At 69.7% G+C, this 26,526-nt stretch carries 16 protein-coding genes, 1 tRNA gene and 1 pseudogene; 6 read left to right on the forward strand and 12 right to left on the reverse strand.

Annotated features, from left to right (window positions below):
* Window positions 1-377 precede the first annotated feature (377 nt).
* Genes AB0G14_RS14180 through AB0G14_RS14195 form a run of 4 tightly spaced genes read left to right on the forward strand, consistent with a single transcriptional unit; the run spans window position 378 to window position 7,650 of the window.
* Entirely contained in the window at window positions 378-5,183 is a 4,806-nt protein-coding gene (locus AB0G14_RS14180; protein WP_357697240.1) for an SDR family NAD(P)-dependent oxidoreductase, read from the forward strand.
* Window positions 5,176-6,528, forward strand: a complete 1,353-nt coding sequence (locus tag AB0G14_RS14185; protein ID WP_357697242.1) for an acyltransferase domain-containing protein — start codon at window positions 5,176-5,178, stop codon at window positions 6,526-6,528. The genes AB0G14_RS14180 and AB0G14_RS14185 overlap by 8 nt, the downstream gene beginning before the upstream one ends.
* Window positions 6,525-6,824: a hypothetical protein gene (locus tag AB0G14_RS14190; RefSeq protein WP_350702778.1), complete on the forward strand. Its 300-nt coding sequence runs from the start codon at window positions 6,525-6,527 to the stop codon at window positions 6,822-6,824. The genes AB0G14_RS14185 and AB0G14_RS14190 overlap by 4 nt, the downstream gene beginning before the upstream one ends.
* A 25-nt stretch (window positions 6,825-6,849) precedes the next feature.
* Complete coding sequence (locus AB0G14_RS14195; protein WP_357697244.1) at window positions 6,850-7,650, forward strand: SDR family oxidoreductase; 801 nt, start codon at window positions 6,850-6,852, stop codon at window positions 7,648-7,650.
* A 119-nt stretch (window positions 7,651-7,769) separates the two neighbouring features.
* On the opposite strand, the gene AB0G14_RS14200 is transcribed toward AB0G14_RS14195, so the two are convergent.
* From AB0G14_RS14200 to AB0G14_RS14210, 3 genes are all read right to left on the reverse strand, one after another.
* On the reverse strand, window positions 7,770-8,417 hold the full coding sequence (locus AB0G14_RS14200) for an ATP-dependent Clp protease proteolytic subunit (RefSeq protein WP_357459090.1): 648 nt from the start codon (window positions 8,415-8,417) through the stop codon (window positions 7,770-7,772).
* 514 nt (window positions 8,418-8,931) lie between these two features.
* A complete protein-coding gene (locus AB0G14_RS14205) occupies window positions 8,932-9,600 on the reverse strand; it encodes an NPCBM/NEW2 domain-containing protein (protein WP_357697247.1) in 669 nt (222 codons plus the stop codon).
* Window positions 9,601-9,702: 102 nt separating this feature from the next.
* A complete protein-coding gene (locus tag AB0G14_RS14210; RefSeq protein WP_357697249.1) occupies window positions 9,703-10,449 on the reverse strand; it encodes a hypothetical protein in 747 nt (248 codons plus the stop codon).
* A 299-nt stretch (window positions 10,450-10,748) separates the two neighbouring features.
* On the opposite strand from AB0G14_RS14210, the gene AB0G14_RS14215 reads away from it, so the two are divergent.
* Window positions 10,749-12,035, forward strand: coding sequence for a low temperature requirement protein A (locus AB0G14_RS14215; protein WP_357697251.1), 1,287 nt, complete (start codon window positions 10,749-10,751; stop codon window positions 12,033-12,035).
* Between the two features lie 148 nt (window positions 12,036-12,183).
* Here the strand turns inward: AB0G14_RS14215 and AB0G14_RS14220 are convergent.
* Window positions 12,184-12,264 (reverse strand) — tRNA-Lys (locus AB0G14_RS14220).
* A 212-nt stretch (window positions 12,265-12,476) separates the two neighbouring features.
* On the opposite strand from AB0G14_RS14220, the gene AB0G14_RS14225 reads away from it, so the two are divergent.
* Window positions 12,477-14,579, forward strand: coding sequence for an N-6 DNA methylase (locus AB0G14_RS14225; protein ID WP_357697253.1), 2,103 nt, complete (start codon window positions 12,477-12,479; stop codon window positions 14,577-14,579).
* A 365-nt stretch (window positions 14,580-14,944) separates the two neighbouring features.
* Here the strand turns inward: AB0G14_RS14225 and AB0G14_RS14230 are convergent, their stop codons facing one another.
* The 8 genes and pseudogenes from AB0G14_RS14230 to AB0G14_RS14265 form a co-directional block, all read right to left on the reverse strand.
* Complete coding sequence (locus AB0G14_RS14230; protein WP_357697255.1) at window positions 14,945-17,875, reverse strand: type I restriction endonuclease subunit R; 2,931 nt, start codon at window positions 17,873-17,875, stop codon at window positions 14,945-14,947.
* The gene (locus tag AB0G14_RS14235) at window positions 17,875-19,053 is read right to left on the reverse strand and encodes a hypothetical protein (RefSeq protein WP_357697257.1); all 1,179 of its coding nucleotides are present in this window, start codon (window positions 19,051-19,053) and stop codon (window positions 17,875-17,877) included. The genes AB0G14_RS14230 and AB0G14_RS14235 overlap by 1 nt, the downstream gene beginning before the upstream one ends.
* Window positions 19,050-20,543 carry a class I SAM-dependent DNA methyltransferase gene (locus tag AB0G14_RS14240; RefSeq protein WP_357697259.1) on the reverse strand — a complete coding sequence of 498 codons (1,494 nt, stop codon included), beginning with the start codon at window positions 20,541-20,543 and terminating at the stop codon, window positions 19,050-19,052. The genes AB0G14_RS14235 and AB0G14_RS14240 overlap by 4 nt, the downstream gene beginning before the upstream one ends.
* The gene (locus AB0G14_RS14245; RefSeq protein WP_357697261.1) at window positions 20,540-22,099 is read right to left on the reverse strand and encodes a class I SAM-dependent DNA methyltransferase; all 1,560 of its coding nucleotides are present in this window, start codon (window positions 22,097-22,099) and stop codon (window positions 20,540-20,542) included. Before AB0G14_RS14245 ends, AB0G14_RS14240 begins: the two co-directional genes overlap by 4 nt.
* A 315-nt stretch (window positions 22,100-22,414) precedes the next feature.
* Window positions 22,415-23,886, reverse strand: a pseudogene (locus AB0G14_RS14250) (tyrosine-type recombinase/integrase).
* Entirely contained in the window at window positions 23,883-24,299 is a 417-nt protein-coding gene (locus AB0G14_RS14255; RefSeq protein ID WP_357697263.1) for a hypothetical protein, read from the reverse strand. Before AB0G14_RS14255 ends, AB0G14_RS14250 begins: the two are co-directional and overlap by 4 nt.
* Window positions 24,296-25,201 (reverse strand): DUF2637 domain-containing protein, encoded by a 906-nt coding sequence (locus tag AB0G14_RS14260; protein WP_357697265.1) that lies wholly within the window; start codon window positions 25,199-25,201, stop codon window positions 24,296-24,298. Before AB0G14_RS14260 ends, AB0G14_RS14255 begins: the two co-directional genes overlap by 4 nt.
* A gap of 384 nt (window positions 25,202-25,585) precedes the next feature.
* Window positions 25,586-26,443, reverse strand: coding sequence for a replication-relaxation family protein (locus AB0G14_RS14265; RefSeq protein WP_357697267.1), 858 nt, complete (start codon window positions 26,441-26,443; stop codon window positions 25,586-25,588).
* Window positions 26,444-26,526 lie beyond the last annotated feature (83 nt).

A 26,526-nucleotide genomic window follows, 5' to 3' on the forward strand; every position in this document is an offset into this window, starting at 1 on the left:
TTCGGGTGAGCATTCGATCACGGGTGGACACATACCAGTCGGTATGCAAGGATCGAGGAAACGCTTGCAAATCGAACGAGATCATTCGGAGGCAGGCAGGCACCAACCGATCTTGCTTGTGCCGACCCTCCGAACCCCGACTCGGGGTTCGCGTCTTTATAACTGGCACCAGACCGTCAGCGCCGCCCGTGCGAAGCCACCGCGGCAGACCGCCGCAGTGCCACTGGCCGCAACCCATAAACGTCCGTCGCAGCGCTATGCGCATTCACGGACGTCGCCGCCGACGTGCCCTTTTCGAGTACGACCGCGCGTCCGCCCGTCACGAGCGGGACCGGGCGCGGGACGGGGACGGGATGAGGAAAGGATCCGGGCATTCCATGGACATCGCGATCGTGGGCATGGCCTGCGCGTTTCCCGGTGCCTCCGACGCGGCCTCCTTCTGGGCCAACGTCGTCGCCGGCACCGACGCCGTGGTGGAGGTCGACCCCGGGCGGTGGGACGCGGACCGCTACTACTCGGCGGACGATCCCCGCCCGGGGGAGAAGAGCCCGTCCCGTTGGGGCGGCTTCCTGGCGCCCGTGCCGTTCGACCCGGTGGCCCACGGCGTACCGCCCGCCGCACTCGGGAGCATCGATCCCGCGCAACTGCTCGCCCTGGTCGTCGCCGAGCGGGCACTGGCCGACGCCGGGTACGCCGACCGCCCCTTCCCCCGGGCTCAGACCTCGGTGATCTTCGGGGCCGAGCCCGGCGCCGACCTCGCGACGGCGTACGGGATGCGGGCGCTGCTGCCGACGTACTTCGCCGAGCCGCCCGCCGCGCTCGACGCCCACCTGCCCCGCCTGACCGAGGACTCCTTCCCCGGCATCCTGGGCAACGTCATCGCGGGGCGCATCGCCAACCGGCTCGACCTGGGCGGGGTCAACTACACCGTCGACGCGGCCTGCGCGTCCTCGCTGGCGGCGGTCGACCTGGCCTGCAAGGAGCTGGCCGTCGGCACGAGCGACATGGTGCTGTGCGGCGCGGTGGACGTGCACAACGCGGTGCACGACTACCTGCTCTTCGGTTCGGTGCAGGCGCTGTCGCCCACCGGGCGGTGCCGCACCTTCGACGAGTCCGCGGACGGCATCGTGATCAGCGAGGGCGTCGCCTGTCTCGTGCTCAAGCGGCTGGCCGACGCGGAACGCGACGGCGACCGGATCCACGCGGTGATCGCCGGCGTGGGCGGCGCCAGCGACGGCCGCGGCATGGGCCTCACCGCCCCCCGGGCGCAGGGCCAGCGGCACGCGGTCGAGCGGGCCCTGCGGGCGGCGGGCGTCGCGCCCGGTGAGATCGGCCTGGTCGAGGCGCACGGCACGGGCACCGTCGTCGGTGACCGCACCGAGCTGTCCGCCCTGTCCGAGGTGTTCGCCGCCGGCGGCGCCGGGCCGGCCACCTGCTCGCTGGGCTCGGTCAAGTCGCTGATCGGGCACACCAAGTGCGCCGCCGGCATGGCGGGCCTGATCAAGGCCGTCCGGGCGGTGCAGACCGGGGTCCGCCCGCCGACCGGGCACCTGACCCGGCCGAACTCCTACTGGGACGCCACGGCCAGCCCGTTCGCCTTCGACGGCGCGGCGCGGCCCTGGCTCGCTCCCCCGGCCCGCCGCGCCGCCGGCGTCAGCGCCTTCGGCTTCGGCGGCACCAACTTCCACGCCGTGGTCCGGGCCCATCCCAGCACCGCCGACCCCGACCAGGCGTGGGAACGCTGGCCGGTCGAGCTCTTCCTGCTCCGCGCGGCCGACGAGCAGTCGACCGGGGAGGCGGCGCGTGCCCTGTCCGCCCTGGCCGCCGACGCGCCGCCCGGGGACGGGGCGCTGCACGCCCTCGCGCTGGAGTGGTTCGGCCGCACCCGCGACGACGGCCGGCCGGTCCGGGCCGCCGTCGTGGCCGGCAGCCTCGACGAGCTGCGGGAGCGGTTGCGGCTGGCCGCCACGGGCACCGCCGACCCCGGGGCCGGGGTCTACCTGGCCGACCCCGGCCCGGCGGAGCCGCCCGTCGTGGCGCTGGTCTTCCCCGGGCAGGGCAGCCAACGCCCGGGCATGCTGGCCGACCTCTTCGCGGCCTTCCCCGCCATGCGGACCGACCTGTACGACGACCCGGCACTGGCCGCGGTGATGTTCCCGCCCACCTCGTTCGACGAGGCGACGGCGGCGGCCCGGGCGGCCACGCTCGCCGACACGCGCCACGCCCAACCCGCCCTTGGGGTCGCCGAGCTGGCCCTGCTGGAGCTGCTCGGCTCCCTCGGGGTCCGGCCCCACCTGCTCGGCGGGCACAGCTACGGCGAACTCGTCGCCCTGCACGCCGCCGGCGCCCTGTCCCGCCCGGACCTGCTGCGGCTGACCGCCGCCCGGGCCGCCGCGATGCACGCCGCCGGCGGGCGGGGCGGCGCCATGGCGGCCGTCGCCGCGAGCGCCGACGAGGTCGCCGCCGCCCTCGCCGGGGCCGGCCTCGACGACGCCGTGGTGATCGCCAACCACAACGCCCCGGAGCAGGTGGTGATCGCCGGCCCCGAGGCGGCGGTGGCGACCGCGGTGACCGGGCTGCGCGCCCAGGGCCGGTCCGCCACCACGCTCGGCGTCTCCTGCGCCTTCCACAGCCCGGCGATGGCCGACGCCACCGAGGAGTTCGCCGCCGTCCTCGCCGACTGCCCGGTGCAGCCGCCACAGCGGCCGGTCTGGGCGAACGCCTCCGGCCGGCGCTACCCGGACGCACCGGACGAGATCCGCCGGCTCCTCGCCGGGCAGCTCGCCGCCCCGGTGCGGTTCCTGACCCAGGTCGAGGACATGTACGCCGCCGGGGCCCGGGTCTTCGTCGAGGTGGGGCCCGGACGGGTGCTCAGCCGGATGATCGGCCGGATCCTCGGCGACCGGCCGCACCGGGCGGTCAGCTGCGACGTGCCGAACGAACCGGGGCTGCCCCGCCTGCTGCACGCCCTGGCGGAGCTGGCCGTCGCGGGGGTGCCGGTGGACCCGGCCCGCCTCTTCACCGGCCCGCGGGCCACCTCGGCCGCCGCCCCCGCCGCCACCGGGTGGACGGTCGACGGGCACCTCGTGCGGGGCCCGGACGGCAAGCCGGTGCCGAACGGCCTGCGCCCCGCCGACGAGGCGCCCCGGCTGGCGGCGGCGGACGGCGCCGGCAGCGGGGATCCGCGCGAGACGGCGGTGCTGGAGTTCCTGCGCAACAGCCGGGAGCTGGTCGACGCCCAGCGCGAGATCGTGCTCGGCTACCTGGACCGGGAGCCCCGGCCGCGGCGGTCCGCACCGGACCCGACGCCGGTCGCCGCGGCGGCGTTCGCCGAGCCCGCCCGCGCCGAGGTGGCCGACGCCGGCCCGACCACCGTCCTCGGACTCGCCGTCGACCTGTTGAGCGAGCGGACGGGATATCCCGCGCAGATGCTCGCGCCCACCATCGACCTGGAAGCCGACCTCGGCATCGACTCGATCAAGCGGACGGAGCTGGCCGAGACGCTGCTGCGCCGGTTGGCGGTGCCGCGACCGGAGACGCGCGTGTCGACCCTCGTCGGCGCCCGTACGATCGCCGACCTGGTGGCGCTGCTTCCCCCGCTCGACCCGGCGGCGACCGGCCCGGCCGCGACACCGGGCGACGTCCCGGGGCCGGCCGACACCCGGACGGCCGGGCGGTCCACGCCGGACGCCGGGACGTCCACCGGGCCCGCCCCGGGCCGGGCGCCGGACCGGTACGTCCCCGCCCTGCGGCCGCTGCCCGCGCCGTCCCGCGCCGCCGCCGACCTCTCCGGACGCGTCGCGGCGGTCGCCGGCGGCGCGCCCGACCTGGCGGACGCGCTGCGCCGCCGGCTGGCCCGCTCCGGGGTCGCCGCGGCCGACGCCGCGACCCCGCCGGGCGAGCTCGACCTGGCGATCCTGCTGCCGGTGACGGACGCCGCCGGCGAGCCGGCCCTGCCGGCGGCCTACGACCGGCTCCGCGCGCTGCTCACCGCGGGGGTGCCGGACATCACCGTGGTCACCACGATGGGCGGTCACTTCGCGCCCCTCGACTCGGAGACCGCCCCGGCCGGGCAGCACGCCGCGCTGGCCGGGATCGGCTTCGCCGGGCTGGTCCGCACCGTGGCCCACGAGTATCCGCAGACCCGGGTCCGCCTGCTGGACGTGGACCCCCAGGGCGGCGCGGAGGCGGTCGCCGAGCGGATCCTCGGCGAGGTGGCCGGCGGGACACCCCGGGGGGTGGTCGGCCTGCCCGACGGATCCCGGGTGGTCCGCCGCTACGTCCGGCAGGACCTCCCCGCCGGGTCCGAGGCGCTGGACCTGGACTCCGACTCGGTGGTGCTGGTCACCGGCGGCGGGCGGGGCATCACCGCCCGGACGGCGGTGGCGCTCGCCGAGCGGTACGGCTGCCACCTGGAGATCGTCGGGCGTACCGCCCCGCCGAAGTCCGCCGAGGACCCCGCCACGGCCGGCCTGACGGACCCGGTCGAGCTGCGCCGTGCCCTGCTGGCGGCCGGCACCGGCACACCGGCCGAGGTGGAGCGCCGGTTGCGGGCCCTGCTCGCCGGGCGCGAGCTGCGCGCCGTCCTCGACCGGCTCGAGGCGCACGCCGCGTCCGTGCGGTACCACCGCTTCGACATCCGCGACGACGCCCGCCTGGCCGCCACCGTCGACGAGGTCTACCGCCGGCACGGCCGGATCGACGTCGTCGTGCACGGCGCCGGGACGCTCGACGACCGGCTCATCCGGGACAAGGACCAGGCCGCCTTCACCGCCGTCTACGACGCCAAGGTGCGCAGCGCCCGGGTCCTGCTGGACGCGCTGAAGCCGGACCTGCGCCTGCTGCTGTTCTTCTCCAGCGTCTCCGGGGCGTTCGGCAACCGGGGGCAGGCCGACTACGCGGCGGCGAACGACGCGCTGGACACCCTGGCGCTGGCCGCCGCCGATCGCTTCACCGGCCGCACCCTCGCCGTGGCGTGGGGTCCGTGGGCCGCCGCCGGCGGCGGCATGGTCTCGGCCGAGCTGGAACGGGAGTACGCGCGCCGCGGCATCGCGGTGATCGACCCGGAGGCGGGCGTCGAGGCGCTGATGCGCGAGATCGCCGAGGGCCCGCGGGACGCGCACCAGGTGCTGTACGTGGCCGGCGACCCGGCCCCGTTCCGGCCCGCCGGGTTCGATGACTGAGCCGGCCCGGTCGCCGCACCCCCGCCAGTCGGGGCCGGCCGTCCTGCGTCTGGCGGCGTCGTCCCCGGCCGAACTCGCGGACCGGCTCCGGGCGGTGGCCCGGGGCGGGCGCCACCCGGGGCAGCCGGACGACCCCGGCCTGCCGTGCCGGCTGGCCCTGTTGACCCCGACCCCGGACCGGCTCGCCCTCGCCCAGGAACTCGTGCTGCGGGAACGGTCGTGGGCTGGCCCGGCCGACCTCTGGTACACCACCGATCCGGTGCTGCGGCCGGGCCGCCCCGGCCGGGTGGCGTTCCTCTTCCCGGGCCTGTCCGCACACGACCGGCCACCGCTGGACGACGTGGCCGGGGCGTTCGGCCTGCCCGGCTACCAGCCGGACCGCACCGGGACGGTGGGCGGGCGGACGTGGGACCTGCTGCACACCGGGCGCCTGCTGGACGGCGCGCTGCGGCGGATGGGCATCCGGCCCGATCTCGTCGCCGGGCACAGCGCCGGCGAGTGGAGTGCCCTGTTCTCCGCCGGCAGGTGGGCGGCGGAGGCGTTCGACGACTTCGCCCGGCGGATGGGGCCGGACGCCTACCAGCTGCCCGACGTGGCGTTCGCGGTGGTGGGCTGTCCGGTGGTCGAGGCGAGACGGCTCATCGACGGGGTGGCCGACGTGGTCATCTCCCACGACAACAGTCCCCGGCAGACGGTGCTCTGCGGCACCGACGCGGCGATCCACAGCGCGTTCGCCCGGATCGCCGATCCCTCGGTGCCCCGGACGGTGCTGCCGTTCCGGTCCGGCTTCCACAGCCCGATGCTGGCGCCCTACCTCGACCCGGTGGCCGCCATCCTCCGGGCCGTCCCGCTGCGGGCCGCGACGGTGCCGGTCTGGTCGGCGACCACGGTGGACCGCTACCCGGACGACGAGTCCGCGCTGGGTCGGCTCCTGGTCCGGCACCTGGTCTCGCCGGTCCGCTTCCGGGAACTGGTGCAGCGTCTCCACGACGAGGGCACCCGGGTCTTCGTGCAGGTCGGCCACGGCAGCCTCGCCGCCTTCGTCCGCGACACGTTGCACGGCCAGCGGCACGTCGTCGTGAGCGCCTCGGAGGGGCGCCCCGACGGGCTGGCGGCGCTGGCCCGGCTCGCCGCGGCGCTGTGGGTGCAGGGCCTGCGACCGGACTTCGCCGTGCTGCCCGGCGCCGACGACGCCGCCCACCCCGCCGGCCCACCGGCACCGGGTGCCGTCGACGACCCGGTGCTCGCGGCGTTCCAGGCCGTCCTCGACGAGGTCGCCGACGCCAGCCGCGAGGTGCTCGGCGGCTGGCAGCGCCGGCACCGGGGTGACAGGGTGAGGCCATGACGGAACGAGAGCTTCCCGCGCTGACCCGCGCCGAGCAGGAGCTGGTGGACCGCTACCTGCGCATCGTCGACCTGGTCGCCCGTCTCAATCCGGCCCGGGACAGCGGCCACTTCGACGTGCGGGGATGCGTGCTGGCCGCGCAGGCGCTGATGGCGGAGGCCAAGGCGATCGGCGTGACGGCGGAGACCATGCTCGAACGCGGCGAGGACGAACTGCACGTCGCCACGCTGGCCCGGGCGATGCGCGCCCTGGACGGCGAACGGCGCATCGCCCGGCTGCGGCTGCCCCCGAACTGAACGTCGCACACCCAGGGAGGGCAGGTTGCACGGTAGTGGGCAGCGGCTGGCCGTGGTCACCGGCGCAGCCAGCGGGATCGGCGCAGCCGTGGCGCGGCGGCTGGTGGACGACGGATGGCGCGTGATCGGCTGGGACCGTCGCCCGTGCGACGCGGACGGCGTGACCGGGCGGCAGGTCGACGTACGCGACTACGACCAGGTGGCCGCGGCAGCGGCCGAGGTCGAGCGGGCCGACCTGCTGGTCAACAGCGCCGGCATCGGCGGGCGCGGGTTCGCCAGCGAACTGGCGCCGGCGGCGTGGGAGCGGGTCATCGGGGTCAACCTGACCGGGACGTACTACTGCTGCCGGGCGATGTTCCCGGCGTTGCGGCGGGCCGGCGGGCTGGTCGTCAACATCGCCTCCGTGGCGGCGCACCTGGCGATGGTGGAGGGGGCCGCGTACTGCTCCTCGAAGGCCGGTGTCGCCATGCTGACCGAGGTGCTCGGGGTGGAGTGGGCCGCGCAGAACATCCGGGTCATCGCGGTCAGCCCGGGCTACGTCCGGACGCCGCTGGTGATGGACGGCATCCACCGGAACCTCCTCGACGAGGAGACCATCGTGCGGGGCACCCCGCAGCGCCGGCTGGCTGAGCCGGCCGAGGTGGCGGAGCTGATCCGGGCACTGGCCGCGGACGAGCTGCGCTACCTGACCGCCACCACCGTGCGCTTCGACGGCGGGTGGACCGCGAGCGGGGGCTACCAGCCGCACCTCGCGGGGGACCTGCTACCCGCGCTGGGCGAACCGCCGCCCACCCCGGACAGGGCCGGCGCGACAGCGCGGGACTGACCGGGGCGGGGCCGGCGCGACAGCGCGGGACTGACCGGAGAGGGTCGGCGCGACAGCGCGGGACTGGCCAGAAGCGGGGCCGACGGGCCGGTGGCGCCGTCGACCCCGGACGGGTCAGCTCAGCTGGCCGCCATTGCCGCCGCGCTCTTCTTCCGGCTGCGCAGGATGGTGTCGACCAGCCCGTAGGCCACCGCGTCGTCGGCCGTGAGGATCTTGTTCCGCTCGATGTCGCGGGAGACCTCCTCCTGGGGGCGGCCGGAGTACTGGGCCAGCATCTCCTCCATCTGGGTGCGCATTCGCATGATCTCCCGGGCCTGGATCTCCAGGTCGGTGCCCTGACCCTGGACGCCCTCGATGGCGGGCTGGTGGATCAGGATCCGCGAGTGCGGAAGCGCCATCCGCTTGCCCGGGGTGCCCGCCGCCAGCAGGATCGCAGCGGAGGACGCCGCCTGCCCCAGACAGACGGTCTGCACGTCCGGGCGGACGTAGCGCATGGTGTCGTTGATCGCCGTCATGGCGGTGAACGAGCCGCCGGGCGAGTTGATGTACATGGTGATGTCCCGCTCGGGATCCGTCGCCTCCAACGTGATGAGCTGCGCCATCACGTCGTTGGCCGCGGCGTCGTCGACCGGTGTGCCGAGGAAGATGATCCGGTCCTCGAACATCTTGCTGTACGGGTTGGTCTCCTTCATGCCGTACGACGTCCGCTCAGCGAACGACGGCAGGACGTACCGTGCGTCCACGGACAGATTCGGCTTCCGGATCATGTTCGCCCTCTCTCCCTCGGAAATTGCTCCCCCGGCAAATTCACCCGTCGACCGGGCGACGCAGCGGAGATGATCCTCTGTCGACCCTATCCGCTTCCCGAGCGGAACGCCGCTCCCAAACAGGGGTGTTTACGCGAGCAGCAGAAGAGCTCCACTGCGGACGGTCGACGCTGCCGGCTGCGCCGCGCCCACAACGGTTCGGGCGGCGACCGGGAGCACCGGTGCGTCCGGGCGGCGGTGCGGTCGGTCCGGACCCCGGGGACGCCGGTCGCCGGCGACGGGGGACGGCCACACAATTCGTCCGTGCAGTTCGGCGCACTTCCCTGACATGGGAATTCCGTGAGAGCACGTCGGCGAGTTACCCCACCGCTGATCGACGAAGGTCAAATGCAGAAGCGGCCCGGCACGCGGGCGCCGATCGCCGACGGGGGCCCGTCCGGCCCGAGCGGCGCACGCTGGCTGCCCCATCAGTCACGCAGAGCCGCGCCCGGCGGTGTGCGGCGGGCTCCGCCGCTCACCGACGCACCCGAGGGGCGATCCAGACGCCGATGCCGTCGCCGTGGCACTGGTTGACGCTGGTGGTGCTGAGCCGGAGGGACACCTGGGTCGCATCGCTGATGTCCACCCTGACCGCGCGGGTCTTCCCGAGGCCGAGGGTGGTGGCGAAGACCGCCTTGCGGTCGGCCAGCACGGTGAACCGGAGCGGCAGCGCCTTCGCGGAGTCGTCCGCCATCCCCACGGTCGCCTCGAGGACCGCGTACTGCCGGCTGACCACGAACGTGGCCGTGAAGTTGTCGTTCAGCCAGCACGGAGACGCCACGAGGACGGTCTCGCGCTGCTCGCCGGCCACGAGCCGCGGCTCCTGCTCCGAGCCGTCGAAGTCGTCCACCTCGGGCATCTCCGTCAATGAGCGCACCTCGGCCTCGCCGGCCTGTGAGGCGGACGGACCACTCGCGTCGGGCACCTGGGACGGGCTGAGCCCGGTGGTGGCCGCCGGTGCGGTGGGCTGGGGCTGCACGGCGGACGGGGTGCCCTGGACCAACGGCGCACCACCACGGCTGCCGGTGTCGCGGGTGAGCTCCAGCGCGACCGGGATGGCCGCCGCGACCACCGTGGCCACCGCGGCGATGACCGCGCCGACTATCGCGGGATGGAACCACCGACGCCGTCTCGGGATCGACACGGTCCGACTATGGCAACGCCCCGCACTACGGGCTGCCCTGGACGGCGCGCGGTGCGCGGTGGAGCGGACGCGCTCGACGACGACGGCGGGGCGGTCGGGCGGCTACGCCCACTCCCCTGCGAAAAGCGGCTCGACCGGGCGATCCCGGCGTCCGATCCGCAGGTCCCCGAAGATCGTGCTCCGCGCCGCCCGCTCGACCTCCGCGTCCAGGTCGATCCGTAGCTCCTCGGAGGCGTCGTGGGCCGCGCCGACGAGGACGAGTTCGGTCCCGGGATGGTCGAGGAAGTCCGGCGGGTCGAGCGGGGCGAAACGACGGCCGTGGAACTTCCCCTGCAGCCGAGCGGGCAGTTTGACCTTCTGGGCCCCGCGCAGTCCGACCCCGGGCGGGGAGGGTGCTTGCGGGTTCTTCACCGTGATGATGTAGCTCGCCTCCGGCTCGATGCTCAGCTCGTGCTGCGGCGCTCCGAGGCGCAGCGGGAGTTCCAGTTCGTACGCCAGATGGGTGTGGTCGTCGTGCCGGGCGATCACGTACGCCCCCTCCGCCACCGGCCGGGCCGGCGGCTGCTCCCGTTCGCCGCGGGTCTCTGTCCGGTACGCGCGCGCCTGGAGGGCCTTGTGCAACTGCTCGGGCCGGTCCACCACCTCATCGACGAACGCCCAGAAGCGGTCGTGCTGGTCGATACCGGGCAGGCGCTTACGCCCGACCACGAGCAGCCGCAGGTGTCGCCCCCGCCACGGGTGCATCACGACCAGCAGCCGCTGCACCTCCTCCAGCGAGTCGACGTGCTCCTCCTCCACCCGTGGCCGGTAGAGGAAGTAGATGTCCCCGTCTTCAAGTACCTCCGCCATCCGTGCCGGGTACCCGCAACCACGGCCGGGCAACGCCGGCTCCGCACCCGAGCCTCCTCACCGATCCTTCGCAGAAACAGGGGCGCGGAGACCCAGACCATCAGGTAGGCGAGTACGGACCGGCAAGGCCATGCCGAGTCGCCCAACCACATCCAGAGCACTGATCCACCGGTTTGCGGCGCGTCGGCCAGGGTAGCCCCGGACAGCGAGTTGCCGCGACGAGGAGACGTGGATGCAACGCGGGTGGCCGGCGGTCCAGCTCAGCCTGATCACGGGAGGCCTCTTCCATGGTCCAGAGGTTGCGCCCAGGCGTTTGGCGGATCTCCGAACATTCTCGCGTCTCCACCGCGGAGCTCTTCTTCGACGTGGTGTTCGTCTTCGCGTTCATTCAGGTCACCACGCTGATGACCGCCGACAAGGGTGGGCTCGGTGTCGTGCACGGGCTGCTTGTCCTGGCCCTGCTCTGGTGGTTGTGGTCGCTCTTCGCCTGGCTGAGCAACCGGGTACGGGGAAACTTCGGCCTGGCCAGGCTCACCCTGCTGGCGACAACGCCGCTGTTGTTCGTGCTGGCGGCTATCACGCTGGACGCGTTCAGGGATGTTCCCGGCGGCGTGGCAGCCCCTGTCGGGTTCGTCGGCTGCTACGCCACAGTCCGGCTTCTGTACCTGGGACTACGCTGGTACGCCACGCCGAGCCTGCGGGGCCACGAGATCGTGTCGCTCACCGTGCCGGCGCTCGCCGCCATCGGCCTACTGCTCAGCGCCGCGTTGCTGCCGCTGGGCGAGTTCGGCAGCACGACAACGCTGGCCGGCCAGATAGCCCTGTGGGTACTGGCCATCAGCATCGACTACGGCGCCGGGATGGCGCTGCCCGTGCGTCGGCAGATCTTCTCCGCCCGGCACTGGACCGAGCGACACAACCTGATCATCATCCTGGCCTTGGGCGAGGTGCTGGTGTCGATCGGTGTCACCGGCAGCTACCTGCACGCCACAGCGAGCTTCCTCATCGCCTCGGCGCTCGCCGCCGTCATCGCCTGCTCCCTCGAATGGATCTACTTCGACCTCTCCGCGCTCGTCGGAGAGCACGCACTGCGCACCGCCGACCCGCTCCACCGGGTACGACTCGCCCGGGACGCCTACACCTACCTGCACCTACCCATGATCGCAGGGATCATCCTGCTCTCCCTCGGACTGAAACACACGCCCGGCCTCATCGAGAGCGCCAACTCATACAACCGCGGCGATCCGCTCGACCGGACCGGCCGGTACGCGATGTACGGCGGCGTCGCCCTGTTCCTGCTCGCCCACGCCGCGTTCCACGGGCGGCTCGGTCACGGCATCCTCATCGTCATCTGGCCCCGACTCGCCGCCGCCGCACTCCTGCTGGCCCTACTGCCGGTCACCGCCTGGCTGCCCGCTCTGCAGGCCTTAGCCTGCCTTGCCGGGGTCTGCCTGGTGACGGCCGTCACCGAGTTCCTAATCAGTCGCCGGCACCGGTGGCGACTGCGCCAGACGCTCTTCGAGGAGGCGGAGGGCGAACCCACAGCCAGAGGCAACAGCGACTCGGGCGGCGGGGCTATCCCATAGGAGCTGGCGCGGGCCGCCATACGTAGAGGTGACCCGGCAGTCCCAGCGGTCGACCACAGACAAGCTCGGTTATCTGTTCGATGCCTGACGTAGGGGCCACCAAAAGATCAGGGCCGGTCTGAATGACCGGCCCTGAGGGTGTTACTGCTGGTGCGCCGCCAGGGACTCGAACCCCGAACCCGCGGATTAAGAGCCCGTCGATGCCGTGCTCATCAGTCCCGCACGGCGCCGACAGTCCCACATCCCCTACCAGTCCATTGCCTGTGGGCCGCCGCGTGCCACCGGATGCCTGTCGTCCACGGCGCGCGAGCACCCGGCGAGCACCCGCGGTCCCGCTTCTCGGTGATCGTGCGCAACGGCGCTCCAGACCGGCCGCCGACCACTTCTCTGTTAACCCCCTACACGCTTGACACGTGGCCGTGAAGGGGGTTAACTAAGTGGGTGCAGAAGCCAGCCCTAGACGACGAAGCACTCGTGAGTCTGACTGATCTCGCCACCATGGCGGGCGTGAGCCGCCCAGCGGTGAGCAACTGGCGGCGCCGGTACCCGGACTTCCCCAAGCCCACACAGGAGAGCGCCACTACAACCCTCTTCCGGTTCGGCGACCTGAAGACATGGATGGCGATTCACAAAAAGCCGCTAGCTGGGCGCTCAGCAGAGCAGGCCGTCTGGACTGCCCTCAACCCAGCTAGGGGCGTCGTACTTCCCGAGGATGCTGCCGAGGCGGGCATGGCAACACTTGGCTATGCAGTGGCGGCTGCACGACTTGGGGACAAGACCAACGACGTGCTGAAGGCGGTCATCAGACAAGACGCGTCGTCCTTGCCCGAGTTCCTTGGAGGACTCGCACAACGGCTGGAAGCCGCTGGACTACCACAACTTGTTGGAGATCATTTCCGATCGCGGGCCAAGTGGGAGGACTACGCCCCCTTTTTCCAACAGGTCGCCGGACTCGCACTTGAACTAGGGGTAACGGATGTCTTTGAGGCGCTCTTGGCTGCCAGCGCCCGAGGATTCCGCGGTGCCGGAGAGCATGCAACGCCTAAAGGAATTGCTCGACTTCTTGTTGCTCTCGCCTCGCCCAAGGGGACCGTTCTTGACTTCGCGTCTGGCCAAGGCACGCTCCTGCTTTCTGCAGCGAAGGCTGCCCCCAATGGCGAACCCCTGACGCTCGTCGGGCAGGACATCAACGACGCGGCAAGTCGTCTGGCGCGAGTGAGGCTCCTCGTTCACGGTCTCGATGCCGACATCGTCACCAGCGATACCTTGCACGGGAAACATCAACACCTGGGACAAGCCGATCTGGTCTTGGCCGACCCGCCGTTTGGCCTCTACTGGCACCCCGAAAAGCTCGCCGGAACCACGCAACTGCCATTCGGCACGCCACCCCGGACACAAGCCGACCTCGCATGGGTGCAGCACGCCATCGGCGCCCTCCGGCCAGGTGGGCAGGCGCTAATTGTCACCTTGATGGGTCCGCTGTTCCGCGGCGGCGCCGAAGCCACAATCCGCCGTAACCTCGTCAGAGCCGGCTGCGTACGTGCGATCGTTGCTCTCCCGGGAGGCCTGTACCCTCACACATCCCTCCCCGTCGCGGTGCTGATCCTGGGGGTGCCGGAGGCCGCCTCGACGCACGGAGTCATGTTAGTCGATGCATCGCAAGTGGGTACCCGGCTGCGCGGGCGTACCGAGTTGGATGACTCGGACATCCTCCAGATCGTCGCCGCCGTTCACGGCGGCTCGGCAGGGCCAGCCGTACGCTCGACTACCGTCGGGGTAGAAGCGCTAGCAGCAGGTGACTGCAGCCTGATGCCAGCTAGATGGACAGCGCCCGGTAGTAATCCCCTGGAACTCGTTGAGTCCGTACGGAGCGCAGGCGAACGGCTAAGTGAAGTCACTCAGCATCTCGCCAGCCGAAAGCCGCTGCCACTACCCACTGTCTCGGATCCCGCACGCGCCCAGTCATCAAGCCTTCTCGCGATGGTCGACGGCGGCCTTGTCACGCTCTTTCGCCCACCGCGGTTAGACCCATCGGACATAGGCGCTGGCGACATCCCGGTAATTCGGCCTAAAGATATTGCACTAGACTACACCGTCACTCCGGCTGGCTTTATCGAGAGAAAGAGTTTGCCTCGCTCGGCCGAGTTCACGCAGCCGGGCGACGTCATCGTCCTTACCGATGGCTTGGTCCGAGCCGGCGTGGATCGCAGCGGAGGTGCCGTAGCGACTGGACCGCTTCAAATTGTACGGCCACTGTCCGACCTGGTCAGCTCGGAGGTACTCGCCGCACTCATCACCTACCACGGTAGACGCCAAGCCGTCGGAGTAACCGTACCGAGAATAAATCTCAAATCTCTTGAGATTCCACTGCTTGATCTACAATCGACACGGCGACTCGAAGCTGCTCTACGCACCCTGAGCCAGGAGCAGAGGTGGGTCGAGGCCGCCCGCGTGGCGCTCGACGAGATGACGGAGGCACTCGTCGTGGGCGTCTCAACTGGCTCACTCCGCCTGACCGATAGTGACGAGGCGGAGCCAAGGTGAACCCCCTATGGCTAGTCGCGGTCTCAGTCGGACTGCCGTCGGCAGCCTGGATGGTGGTCCGCTGGCGAGAATCGACGGTATATCAGCGGATCTCGGAGTGGGCACTCAAGGATTGCCCCGCACCTCAACGCCCTGGAGTTATCCGAGCGTTGGCCGATGTTGCGGGCAAGCTAAATTCCGAGCGCCCGCCTGGCGGCCGAAGACCTAACCGGCGTTCATCATCAATCGAGTAAACCCGGGCAAGTGAACGGTGTTACGCCCAAGTCAGTCCACCCAACGAGGGGCGCGTCCACGGCGCCCAAGCACCCGCGGAGCACCCGCATTCGCGGCCGACGCAGACCCCGATAGACGAGCGCGTGCATTGTTTAGTAGTACTCGCGAATGTACCCGAGCGCGCGCTCGTACACGTCATTGTCGCGGATCTTGAACTTGGTCCAGAGGGTCTTACGGAGGGATTGCTGGACCAGGCGGTCGCCCTCACGGGTGTCCTGCCAGCCCGTGAACCGTACTGCCCGGACGACTTCGTCGACCTCGTCGACGATCTTTTCGGCGATGATCGGGGTGCCGTTGCCCTTCAGCGACTGGAAGAGCTCCGTCAGCGCCGCCTTGCCTTGGTCCTCGCGGGGTACCTGGGCGGCGGCCTTCTCCGCGGCCACGGTGTCCCGAGCGAGGGCGAACAGCTCCTTGAGGAAGTCCAGGCTGGCCTGCTGGGAGTGGGCGTACTTCTCCCGCAGCGCGGTGAGCCGCTTGCCGAGTTCGATGAAGACAGGATTACCGAGGTGCTTGGCGATACGGGCGGTAATCCACTTTTCGACCTCGACCGGGTCGACGTCCTTCCGCCGGCCCGTCATGAGGTCTTCGATCACCTGGGCGTCCAGGACGATCATGTCGAGGTCGGTACGGGGCACCTCGACGGTGACGTGTTCGTTGATGAGTTCCAACGTCTTGGCACCGAGGGTGTGCCACACGAGCCGACCGGCAATGTCCGACGGCCGCACCGACTCGTACACGTCGGTCAACCACCGGTAGTCGGCCGCGTAAGTGGAGAGGATGGGGTCCGGGCTGAGGGTTTCCCAGAGTTGGGCGACGACGCTGAAGGATGCGCCGAAGGCGTCGCGGGCCTCGTCGCTGCTGATCGCGGTCTGGGCGGCGATCAGCCCCTCGTAGCCGCCCACGGCGCGGTCGACGCCGGGAAAGAACGCCAGCGCGGCCTGGATGGCCGGACCGAGCTGATTCCGCAGTACGGCGATGTTGCTGATCACCTGCTGGACGCTCTTCTCGTCGAAGGCGAACGCCTTGGCGACGTCGTCGAAGATGCCCAGGTAGTCGACGATCAGCCCGTGCGTCTTGGTCGGTGGGTAGACCCGGTTGGTGCGGGTGATCGCCTGGAGCAGGTTGTGCTCCTTGAGCGGCTTGTCGAGATACTGCGCGTAGAGGATCGGCGCGTCGAACCCGGTGAGGAGCTTCGCCGTCACGATGATGATCTTCAGCGGGTCGGCCGGGTCGTTGAATCGGGCAGTGATGCGCTCCAACTCGGTCCGGTCGGGGGTGTATTCCGTCCACTCCTCCGGGTCGCGAGCGGTGCGGCTCATGACGACCGTGGAGGCGTCGGGACCGAGGATCTCGTCGAACTCCGCCTTGTAGGCGACGCAGGTCGCCTTGTCGTAGACGACCACCTGTGCCTTGAGCCCCTGTGGCTCGACCTTGGTCCGGAAGTGCTCGGCGATGTCGGCCGCGATCCGGCGGACCCGCTCGTCCGCCTTGATCAACACCTCGAGCGAGGCGGCCCGCTTCGACAGCGTGCTCTTGTCGGCCTCGGTGAGTCGGTGCTGCTCGGCCAACTCGGCGAACGCCGCATCGATCGCGGCCTCGTCAAGGTGGATTTCCGACAGGCGCGGCTCGAAGTGCAGCGGAAGCGTCGCCCCGTCGCGGATCGAGTCCTGGAAGGAGTACCGCGAGAGATAGCCACCTTCATCGTCTGTGGACCCGAACCACATGAAGGTGTTGCGGTCCCGCCTGTTGATGGGTGTGCCGGTCAGGCCGAAGAGGAAGGCGTTCGGCAGGGCTTCGCGCATCTTGCGCCCGTAGTCGCCCTCTTGGGAACGGTGGGCCTCGTCGACCATGACGATGATGTTGTCGCGGTCGTCCAGCACCCCAGGCGCCTCGCCGAACTTGTGCACGGTGGTGATGATGACCTTCCGAGCGCCCGCCGTGAGGAGAGCTTGTAGCTCCTTGCGGCTGTCGGTCGAGACGAGGTTCGGTACGTCCGAGGCGTTGAAGGTGCCGGTGATCTGGGTGTCCAGGTCGATCCGGTCGACCACGATGATTACCGTGGGGTTGGTCAGACCGGCCGTCGCGCGCAGCTTCTGCGCGGTGAAGACCATGAGCAGCGACTTGCCCGAACCCTGGAAGTGCCAGATCAGGCCCTGCTTGATCCGGCCGTGCAGCACCCGTTCCACGATGAGGTTCGTCGCCTGGAACTGTTGGAAGCGCGCGATGATCTTTATCTTTCGGTGCTTCTTGTCGGTGGCGAACACCGTGAAGAACCGCAGGAAGTCCAGCACCACCGCCGGTGACAGCACGCCCTCGACGGCCTCGCGCACCACCGCCAGGCCGGTCCGCGCCGGGGCATGGTCGTCGGTCTCTTCCCGCCATGGTCCCCACAGGTCGACCGGCATGCCGACCGAGCCGTACCTGAAGTCCTTGCCTTCGGTGGCGAAGTTGAACACGTTGGGGACAAAGAACGCCGGGACGTTGACTTCGTAGTCCTCGTTGATCTGCGCCGCCGCGTCGATCCAGGTGTACGCGGGGCGGACGGGCGACTTCGCCTCACCGACCACCAGCGGGAAACCGTTGCACCACAGCACCAAATCGAAGCGGCGCTCGACCCGCCCGACCCGGGAGGTCACCTCCGTGGAGATCATCCACTGGTTGGCGCTCGGCTCTGGGTTTTCAAAGTCGATGAGCCGGATGGTGACGTGCTCACCGGCCGGGCCGAACGGCATCGACTTCTGCCCGGTCAGCCACGCGGCGAACTGCTCGTTCGCCACCACCGGATTCGGCGTGCGCCGAGCGGAGAGGATGACCGCCCGCAGGTGATAGATCACCTCGTCGGCAAGCTGAGGGTTGGCCTCGATGAGCGGATTCAACCGGATCAGGGCCTCCTTGACCGGCCCCTCCAGCAGCACCTCATCCTCCCGGCGCGGCAACTGCTTACCCGGTACGAACCGGATGTCAATGGACGCGACAAGGTCCCGCACGAAGTCCCGAACCGTGTTGGCCTCGTTGAAGGTCATCAGGGCCCTCCGAATATCTGTGCAAGAAGACTGCTATTCAGAGCTCTGGTCTCGACTAGCAGGCTGTCCAGCGACGCCACCCCACTGTCGAATCCCGAGAGTTCTCCAAGCAACTGATCCTGCCTGTCGATCGCAACGACCGGAAAGGCCAGCTTTGCAAGGGACCGTCGATTGATCTTCACCATGCTCGTCGCGCTGCCAGCCGCGGTGCGTCGCATATGCGCACGCCCATGTGGACTCGAAAGGACCGCTTCAGCGAACCTCGGCCTAATACTGTCCACAAGTCGGAGCCGCATCATGGTGTCCGGGAAGGAGACGTCCTCTCGCCGCTCGTCGAAGATCCCAGCTCGTCCCACGGCATCCACAGTATTCGCTCTTGAGACCAAGAGGTCCCCAGCGGCCAGAGTGGCCGATCGCAACTCCGGGCTGTCCGGGACGTTCTTCAGCTGGCCCCTTCGATAGCCGTCGGGTCCTAAGGCCGCCAACGACAACACATAACGCCCTGTCGCGTCGTCGACCGGTGGAGCGGACCATCCGCTTTCAGGCGAACGTGCCCACGTCGTTTCGAAGGGAGCGGTCCCCTCCGCAAGCAGCCCCTCAATCGCGGTTGAAAGCCAACGCATTCGTACGGCATGCAGCGCCTCCCGCTGAGACGCGACCGACAAGCGGTGGCGTTCGACGGCCCAGAGTAGGTCGGCGAGGCGCTCCTGCTCGTCGAGTGGCGGCAGGTCGAATTCGTAACGCTGCATCGGTCCCCACAGCAACCGCGGGTTCATGGAACCGGTCGCTTCCGCGGTTGCGTACTGGACGAACACCTCTGACGAAAGCAGGAATGGCAGGAACTCCTGCAGCAGCCCATTCTCTGGGATCGCGTCCAAGACGTAGGTCTTGTCAGCGACGACACCGGAGAAGTCAGGTACCCCGACCTTGCGCAGATAAGGCCGAGCCGACACGAAGAGCACCTGCCCCGGCTGGAAGACGTATCGAAATGTCGAGCCCATCTGGCCGTCCCCAACGTGGCCCCAGCGCTCGATCGTCACGCCTTCGCTGTCGATGTGACCGCCGGCGACGTACCGCTCCACACCACTACTCACCGGGTCGACCTGCGTCCGGGAGCGACGGATGACCTCGCCCAGCCGTACCCGTTTCCAGGTGCTCTTGTCGAGGTTGAGACTCACTGGGTCACCTCCTGCCGCAGGAGCGCCAACACATCGTCGACGGCGGTGTCGGCTGCTGCTGCAGCGTCGCGCCAGGTAGCGACCTTGGCCTCGACGTGGTCGCTGGTAGTCGCTCCCCGTCCACCGCGCGGCGGTTTCACGTATAGCGGAATGGCAAGGTTGTAGCTGTTGTCAGCAATCTGCTCGATGTTTGCGACGGCCGCGAAGCCTTCTTCATCCTCGAACCCTTGGTACGAATCGAGGATTCGCTGCTGGTGCCGGTCGCTCAGGAAGGACTGCGCCTGCACGCGGGCGAACTCGCGCACAGCGTTGATGAACAGGACCCTGCCACGACGCTCAGCGGACTTGCGGGATCGGAGGACGAGCACGACCGCCTCCATCGCCGAGTTGTAGAACAGACCCGGTGCCAGGCCGATCACCGCCTCGACGAGATCCGAGCGAACCATCGCCTGACGGACCGTGGCCTCAGATACCCGGGTCAGGACCCCGTGTGGCAGCAAAACCGCCGCCCTGCCTGATGCCGGATCGAGGCTCTTGGCGATGTGTTGCAGGAACGCGTAGTCGGCTGCGTTCTGCGGGGGCACTCCCCACGTGTTGCGGCCGTACGGGTCCATGGTGAATGCGCTTCGGTTCCATGTCTTGATGGAGTACGGCGGGTTGGCCAGCACCACGTCGAAGGTGCGCAGCCGGGCACCGTCGAGGAAAGCCGGCTTGGTGAGCGTGTCGCCGTGCTTGATGTCCCCGTCCGCGATGCCGTGCAGGAACAGGTTCATCCGGGCGATGGCCGACGTCCCGTAGTTGAGTTCTTGTCCGTACAGGCGGAGGTTGCGCCACTCCTTGCCCTGCCGGCGCAGCTCGGCCGCGGTGGAGATGAGCATTCCCCCGGTGCCGCAGGTCGGGTCGTAGACCGACTCCCCTGGCTCGGGCTTGAGCATCATCGTCATCAGGTGGACGAGGGTGCGGTTGGTGTAGAACTCCTGGGCGGTGTGGCCCGAGTCGTCAGCGAACTTCTTGATTAGGTATTCGTACCCCTGACCGAGTTCGTCCTCGGGCAGGTTCGCCACTGAGAGCGTCTTGGTGGAGAAGTGCTCGATGAGCTGCTTGAGGGTCCGGTCTGGCAGCAGGTTCTTGTTGCCCCAGTCGCCGTCGCCGAAGACGCCGGTCAGGGTTTCCGGGTTAGCCGATTCGATCGCCCGCATGGCGGCGAGGATCGCCGCGCCGACGTCGCTCGCGACCGCACGAATGTCCTGCCAGTGGGCGCCGTCGGGGATGGCGAAGCGGTGATTCTCCGGCAGATCGGCCAGCTCGTCGTCACCGTAGACCTTCAGCGCTGCGGCATGCTCCTCGTCGTAGACGTCGGAGAGTCGCTTGAGGAAGACCAGCGGGAAGATGTACTGCTTGTAGTCGCCGGCGTCAATGAGGCCGCGCAGCACGACGGCCGCGCCCCACAGGTAGGACTCCAGTTCGCGCTGGGTGATGCGGGAGGTCACGCTGTCACCTCGCTCGGACCGAGACCCCACTTGGCCAGTTCGGCTTCCAGCGCGGCGCGGGTCTCGCGGGCGGCGGCGTGAGCCGCTTCAAGGTCGGTCAGGGTTTGCTCCAGCGTGCTTTGTTCGCCGTCGCCGGTGGGGGCGACGTACAGCGGAATGTTGAGGTTGAAGTCGTTGGCCCTGATGTGGTCGAGCGTGGCTACTGCCGCCAGGCCGGGCGCGTCAGTGAACGCATGGACGGTCCGCAGCAGGGTGTCGCCGTGCTCGGGTTCGAGACTGTTCTGGTTACGGCCGCGTTTGAACAGCGTCTCGCCGTTGACGAACAGCACCCTGCCCTTGCGATCGTCGGCCTTGCGTCGGCGCAGGATCAGCACGCACGCGGCCAGGCCGGTGCCGTAGAAGAGGTTCGGCGCCAGACCGATCACGGCCTCAACGAGGTCCGCCTTCAGGACGAACTCGCGGATGCGCCCCTCGGCGCCCTGGCGGAAAAGCGCACCCTGCGGCAGTACGACGGCGACCCGGCCCGTCCCCGGTGCCGCGGATTCCAGCATGTGCTGAACCCAGGCCCAGTCGGCATACCCCTTGGGCGGCACGCCTCCGAGCCGGTTTCGGCCCCACGGGTCGGAGCCCCACGCCACCTCGCCCCAGTTCTTGAGCGAAAACGGCGGGTTGGCGATGACGCAGTCGAACTGGGTGAGGCGCGGACCGTCGTAGAAGGCTGGCGAGTGCAGGGTGTCATCGTGAGCGATCTTGAAGTCTTCGACCCCGTGCAGCAGCAGGTTCATCTTGGCGAGGCCGGAGGTGGCGAGCACCTTCTCCTGACCGTAGAGCTTGCCCAAGAAGGTCTGCGGCCGGCCACCCTGGCGCTTCACATGCTCGATGACCTCGATGAGCATGCCGCCCGTGCCGCAGGCTGGGTCGTAGACCGTCTCACCCTCCTGCGGGTCGAGGATGTCGACGAGCAGCCGCACCACCGATCGCGGGGTGTAGTACTCGCCGGCCTTCTTGTTGGATTGGTCCGCGAACCGCTTGATGAGATATTCGTACGCCTGCCCGAAGACGTCCGGCGCGACAACCGCGTTGCTCAGCGTTCTGGTCGAGAAGTGCTCGATGAGGTCGCGCAGCTTGGCATCGGGCAGCTTGTCCTTATTCGTCCAGGCGGCGCTGCCGAAGATGCCGTACAGCACGTCCGGGTTGACCTTCTCTATCGCCCGGAACGCGGTCACCAGGGCGTGCCCGACGTTCTCGGTGCGGGCGCGCACGTCCTCCCAGAGGCTGCCGGTGGGGATGCCGAAGCGGTGGTTCTCGGCGAGTGACGCGTACTCGTGGTCGCCGTCCGACTCCGCCAGCGCCCGCTCGTACTCCTCGGTGTAGCAGTCACTGATCCGCTTGAAGAACATCAGCGGGAAGATGTACGCCTTGAAGTCCGCCTGGTCGATACTGCCGCGCAGCAGGTCAGCGGCCCGGGCGAGATACTGCTCCAGCTCTGGCAGGGTCATCGGGATGGCGATCGTTTCTTGCGCCCTCGCGGAGACTTGCGCATAGCGGTCAGTCATGCCGGTCACCCGAGAAAGGGCCATGTTGCTGTTGTCTCCTCGCGAGCTGTGGTCACGCATCCTTGCCGGCCCTACCGTAACCGTAACCTCAGGTAGCCAGGGTCCCCCCGTCGGCTGGCAAGGTGTGTCGGAGGGCGGGATAAGGAGCGCGTCTTCCGACATGAATGTGGGCCGCTGCGATCAGAGGTCGTATCGACGGGACCCTGGTTTACCGGGTTAAATGGAAGGTCGTTGCGCACTGCCCGCAGCGCGACCGCTGGTGATGTCCTCGGCCGGCCGCTCGCAGCAGACGATAGGGGCGGGCATCCTCCCGAGCTACGCCGGTCTCGTCGCGCCACGTCGACGGGGGACGACGGATGCGGTGGCTTCGGCGGCGGCGTGGGATAGCTCGGGGAGTACGTCGCCGTAGAACTTGGCGGTGAAGTGTGGGCTGGAGTGGCGGAGCCGGTTGGAAATGATCTTCATCTGCACACCAGCAGCTAAGCCCATGGTGGCGGCGCCGTGTCGAAGGTCATGAAGCCGGATGGGTGGTAGCCCGGCTTGCCTGGCGAGGTGGTGGAAGTGATCGGTGACGTCGGCGGGGTGTAGCCGCCCGCCAGTGGGCGTGGTGAAAACGAGTCCGGTGGTGGTCCAGGCAGCACCGGCGGCGAGGCGTTCGCGGTGCTGCCTGGCGCGGTGAGCGCGTAGGACGGTGACGGTTTCGGTATCGAGGGCGACGGCGGCCTCGCTGTCGCTGGTTTTCGGGGTGTCGATGGCGGTGGCCCAGCCATGTTGGACGAGTTGCCAGCGGACGGTGAGGGTACGGGCGTCGAGGTCGAGATCGTCCCAGTGCAGGCCGCATGCTTCGCCACGGCGGAGGCCGGTGAAGGTGATGAGGTGGTAAAGGGCGTAGAGCCGATCGTTCGCATCGTGGGTGTGGTCGAGGAACTTCCCGGTTTGTTCCGGGGTCCAGATCATGACGGGGCTGGGGATCTTGCCGCTGTCGCGCCATGTCTTTACCCGTTGGTCGGTCCAGACGGTGGGCTTGGGTGGCCGGGCTGGGGGTAGTTCGACCATGAGGGCGGGGTTGGTGTCGATGAGCCGGTGGCGGCGCATTGCGTCGTTGAGGGCCTTGCGGAGCGTGGCGTGGATGCGTGCTGGCTGGCCGGGCCGACGCTGCGTTGGCCTTTGACCTGGTCCCGTTTGGCGGGGTCGCGGCTGCCGCGCAGGGTAATGATGGTGGTGTTGCGTTCGTCGATGGCGTCGTACATGGCGTCAATGTGGCCGGGGCGGAGCCGATCGATCCGCAGGTGGCCGAGGTACGGGATCAGGTACAGCCGGATGTGCCCTTCGTAGGAGCGCAGGGTGCCTTTCTTGATGTTCTTGCGTCCGGCGAGCCATTCGGTGAGGTAGTCGGCCACGGTCGGTAGTCCGGTTGGGGTGATGTCCAGGTGCAGCGCCCGGCGGATCTGATCGGGGGTGGGGATGGGGGCGCCGGTCTTGACGGCGGTTTCGATGAGGTCGCCGGTCTTGACGGTGGTGTGCGGGTCGGTGGGGTCGGGGACGGCGAGCGCGGCGCGGATGCGGTCCAGGACAGTGTCGGCGTCGGCCTGTGTGCCGTAGGGGCCGTGGCGTAGTGGGCGGCGGGTGCCGTCGGCGCGGGCGGGGAGTTCGATCTGCCAGTGCCAGTGGCCGTGGTTGCGGGACCAGCCGCCGCCGGGCCGGCGAAGCTGGGGACAGGAGCGTCCCAGTCGCCGGCCCGTGGTGGTGTCGCGGCAGCCGCAGCGTTTGAAGGTGGATCCCTTCACTCATCGTCTCCTGGATGCTCGGTACGGTGCCGCCAGCGGTGGTGGGTGGAATCCGCTGGTGGCGGGGTCGTCGCATCCACGCTCACCTTCGCGTCGGGATCAAGTCGCCGACCGCCGTCGGCCGGGGCCGGGTTGTCGAGCAGAAGGAGGTGGAGAAGGCCGGCGACGGGGACGATGATTCGGTTGCCGGCGCGGATCAGCGGTGCGGGGAAGGCGTCGGTGGCGGCGAGCCGGTATGCCTGGGATCGACTGATCCCGAGGATCGACGCGGCGGTGGCGAGGGTGGTGGTCACGCCGAGGGCGCGGACACAATTGACGGTCCACACCTCGTGGGCGGCCGGCGCGACTGCGGCGAGAGTGAGGTCTGTCGTGGTGTCGGAGGTCTGCTCAACTGGATTCACGTCGGTGCTCATGATTCGGGGGTCTCCTGCCCGTTCGGTCTGAGATTCATGGGTTCGAGAGACGCAGAGCTCGTGGGTCGAGGCAGCCCAGCGCTGTCCGGCGCGGTGGCGTCCGCCGCTCGCTGCCGGCTTGACGGTGGTCGTGGCGTCGGGCTCACCGGTCGAGTCGGAGCATCTTGTGATTCGGGCGCCGGGGCCGCCTCAGCTTTGAGGATCTTGAGGAGTTCGGATACCCGGGTGTTGGACACGGTGTAGCCCGCTGAGCGGAGGGCTTCGGCGAGCGCCGCCCGGGTCAGCGCCTGCCCGTCCGCAGCAAGTCGGTCCCGGACGCGGCGCGCCGCCGGCAGCAGCTCGGCCACGTCGCCGGAGTGCTGCGCGGACCGTCCCCGGCCCGCTTTGCGGTGACGGCGGTCCCGTCCGCGAGGTCGATGGGCGGCATCCGATAGACCGACCGTCCGCGCGGCGGACCGCTCCCCCGCCGTACCGCCGGACCGCGTCCGCTCGGCCGGTCCGCTGGGAGGCGTGGTCTGCGCGGTCCGGTCCGGCAGAGGGGCCGCGGTCCGGGCACTGTTGGTTGGGGCCGTGGTGCCGGCGTATCCGAGGGCGACCTCGACCATGACGAGGAAACCGAGCGCCGGCACCGCGGCGGCGATCCAGCCAATCGGGGACGGTTCGGCCTCGACGACCTGCGCGGCGAGAGACAGTGTGACCGCACAGGCCAGCACGGTCGCGGGGAACACAGTCGAGGTGTGTGCTCGTTTGCGGCGGCGTAGCTCCAGGCCGGAGGCGATGGACATCAGCTCTAGGACGACGGCGTCGGCCCAGGCCAGCCAGCCGGGTTGGCCGTGGGCGGCGGCGACGTTGTGGACGTGGGTGAAGCTGGCCGCACCGGCCGCCCCACCGATGGCCAGCATGATCACGATCTGGACGCCGCCCTCGACCCGGCCCGAGCGGGGACCAGGAGCCGGTTCAGATTCCGGTGGTGCCGTGGCAGACCACCTCCCCGGACCGGACCGCGGCGAAGGCTGATCCGCCAGCCAAGCCGAACCCGGTAGCGAGGCCGGTCCGGGCATCCCCATCGCGGACCGCGACGAACACGGACCAGCCGCCAGTCGTGGACCGGCCGCAGAAGGCGCGAGACCATACCTCCGTCCCGCCGCAGACGGAACGGTCCGCCGCTCCCACCACGCTGTCAGCCGCAACGGACCGGGCACTGACAGAACAGTGGGAGTGGCCGGATATTGCTGTCCTGCGCGCAGGCGAGGTATCGTCCGCGGCTGCTTGGCCGCTACCGGCCATCACGCCGCCTCGCCCGGATGCTCTCGGCCATCGACGACGTAGGCGGCCAGGTCGGCCAGGCGCCACCGCTGCCCTCCCCCGCCAACTGGGGCCCAGACCGCCTCAGCGGGACACAGTCCCGCCGACACGGCTTGATCACGGGCACCAGTGGCTACGGGAATCCGCGGTGGCGTGTCGGCGAGCAGGCGGCGCAGGTTCCGCTCGCGGGCAGCGGAGTGCAGCCAGAACAGCACCGGCCACGCCCGCCCGATCGTGGCGAACAGCTCCCGGTAGCCGGCCAGCTTGCCGACCAGGACCGACAGCTGCTCGCCCCCGGTGTCGTACTCGAAGAAGAACGGCACGGTGACGCCGTTCTCGGCCCACAGGCCGTAGCCGTCCGGGCGGACCCGCGGCTGGTAGCCACGCACCAGACCCGGATCACCCGGCCCGGTGAACGTGCCGGCCCGCAGGCACACCGCCTCGGGCAACCACTCAGTGAGTTCGGCGTCGGGATCGGTGCGGGCGTAGCCAGCGAGGTCGGTGAAGAAGCCGTTCACCCCGAGCCGGTGAGCCAGTGTGCGGCTGGATGTCCACCGCCGCCGCTCGATACGGGCGTGGTCGCGCCGAGGCGGGCGCTCGTCGCGGCCGGCGGCGACAACCTCGGCGCCGAGCTGGTCGATGACGTAGTGGTACGGGTACGAGCCGCCGTCGGCGCGCTGCGGCCGGAACCGGGCCACCAGCCGCAGCCTGTACAGCGTGCGCAGCCGGCGCTGGCAGAAGTCCAGCGACGGGAACAGCGCTTGGGCGATCTGGAACGAGGTCAGCACGCCGTGGTCGTACAGCCAGCCCAGCAGCACCCGATCGCCGGAACCTGTCAAGTCAAGTGAGACGTTTTCGTGGTCAGGTGTTCTGTAGATCTGCGGGTTGAGCTGCTGGTTTGTTGATCCACACCGTGGTCGGT

The sequence above is a fragment of the Micromonospora sp. NPDC023814 genome, from assembly GCF_040639595.1.
Taxonomy (GTDB): domain Bacteria; phylum Actinomycetota; class Actinomycetes; order Mycobacteriales; family Micromonosporaceae; genus Micromonospora.

Bases quoted from the DNA above. Each gene is read 5' to 3' on its own strand.
- AB0G14_RS14200 (WP_357459090.1), bottom strand. From the start codon at position 8,417: ATGATCCGGAAGCCGAATCTGTCCGTGGACGCACGGTACGTCCTGCCG.
- AB0G14_RS14255 (WP_357697263.1), bottom strand. From the start codon at position 24,299: ATGAGCACCGACGTGAATCCAGTTGAGCAGACCTCCGACACCACGACA.
- AB0G14_RS14190 (WP_350702778.1), top strand. From the start codon at position 6,525: ATGACGGAACGAGAGCTTCCCGCGCTGACCCGCGCCGAGCAGGAGCTG.
- AB0G14_RS14260 (WP_357697265.1), bottom strand. From the start codon at position 25,201: ATGCTGGCCATCGGTGGGGCGGCCGGTGCGGCCAGCTTCACCCACGTC.
- AB0G14_RS14185 (WP_357697242.1), top strand. From the start codon at position 5,176: ATGACTGAGCCGGCCCGGTCGCCGCACCCCCGCCAGTCGGGGCCGGCC.
- AB0G14_RS14210 (WP_357697249.1), bottom strand. From the start codon at position 10,449: ATGGCGGAGGTACTTGAAGACGGGGACATCTACTTCCTCTACCGGCCA.
- AB0G14_RS14230 (WP_357697255.1), bottom strand. From the start codon at position 17,875: ATGACCTTCAACGAGGCCAACACGGTTCGGGACTTCGTGCGGGACCTT.
- AB0G14_RS14180 (WP_357697240.1), top strand. From the start codon at position 378: ATGGACATCGCGATCGTGGGCATGGCCTGCGCGTTTCCCGGTGCCTCC.
- AB0G14_RS14245 (WP_357697261.1), bottom strand. From the start codon at position 22,099: ATGACTGACCGCTATGCGCAAGTCTCCGCGAGGGCGCAAGAAACGATC.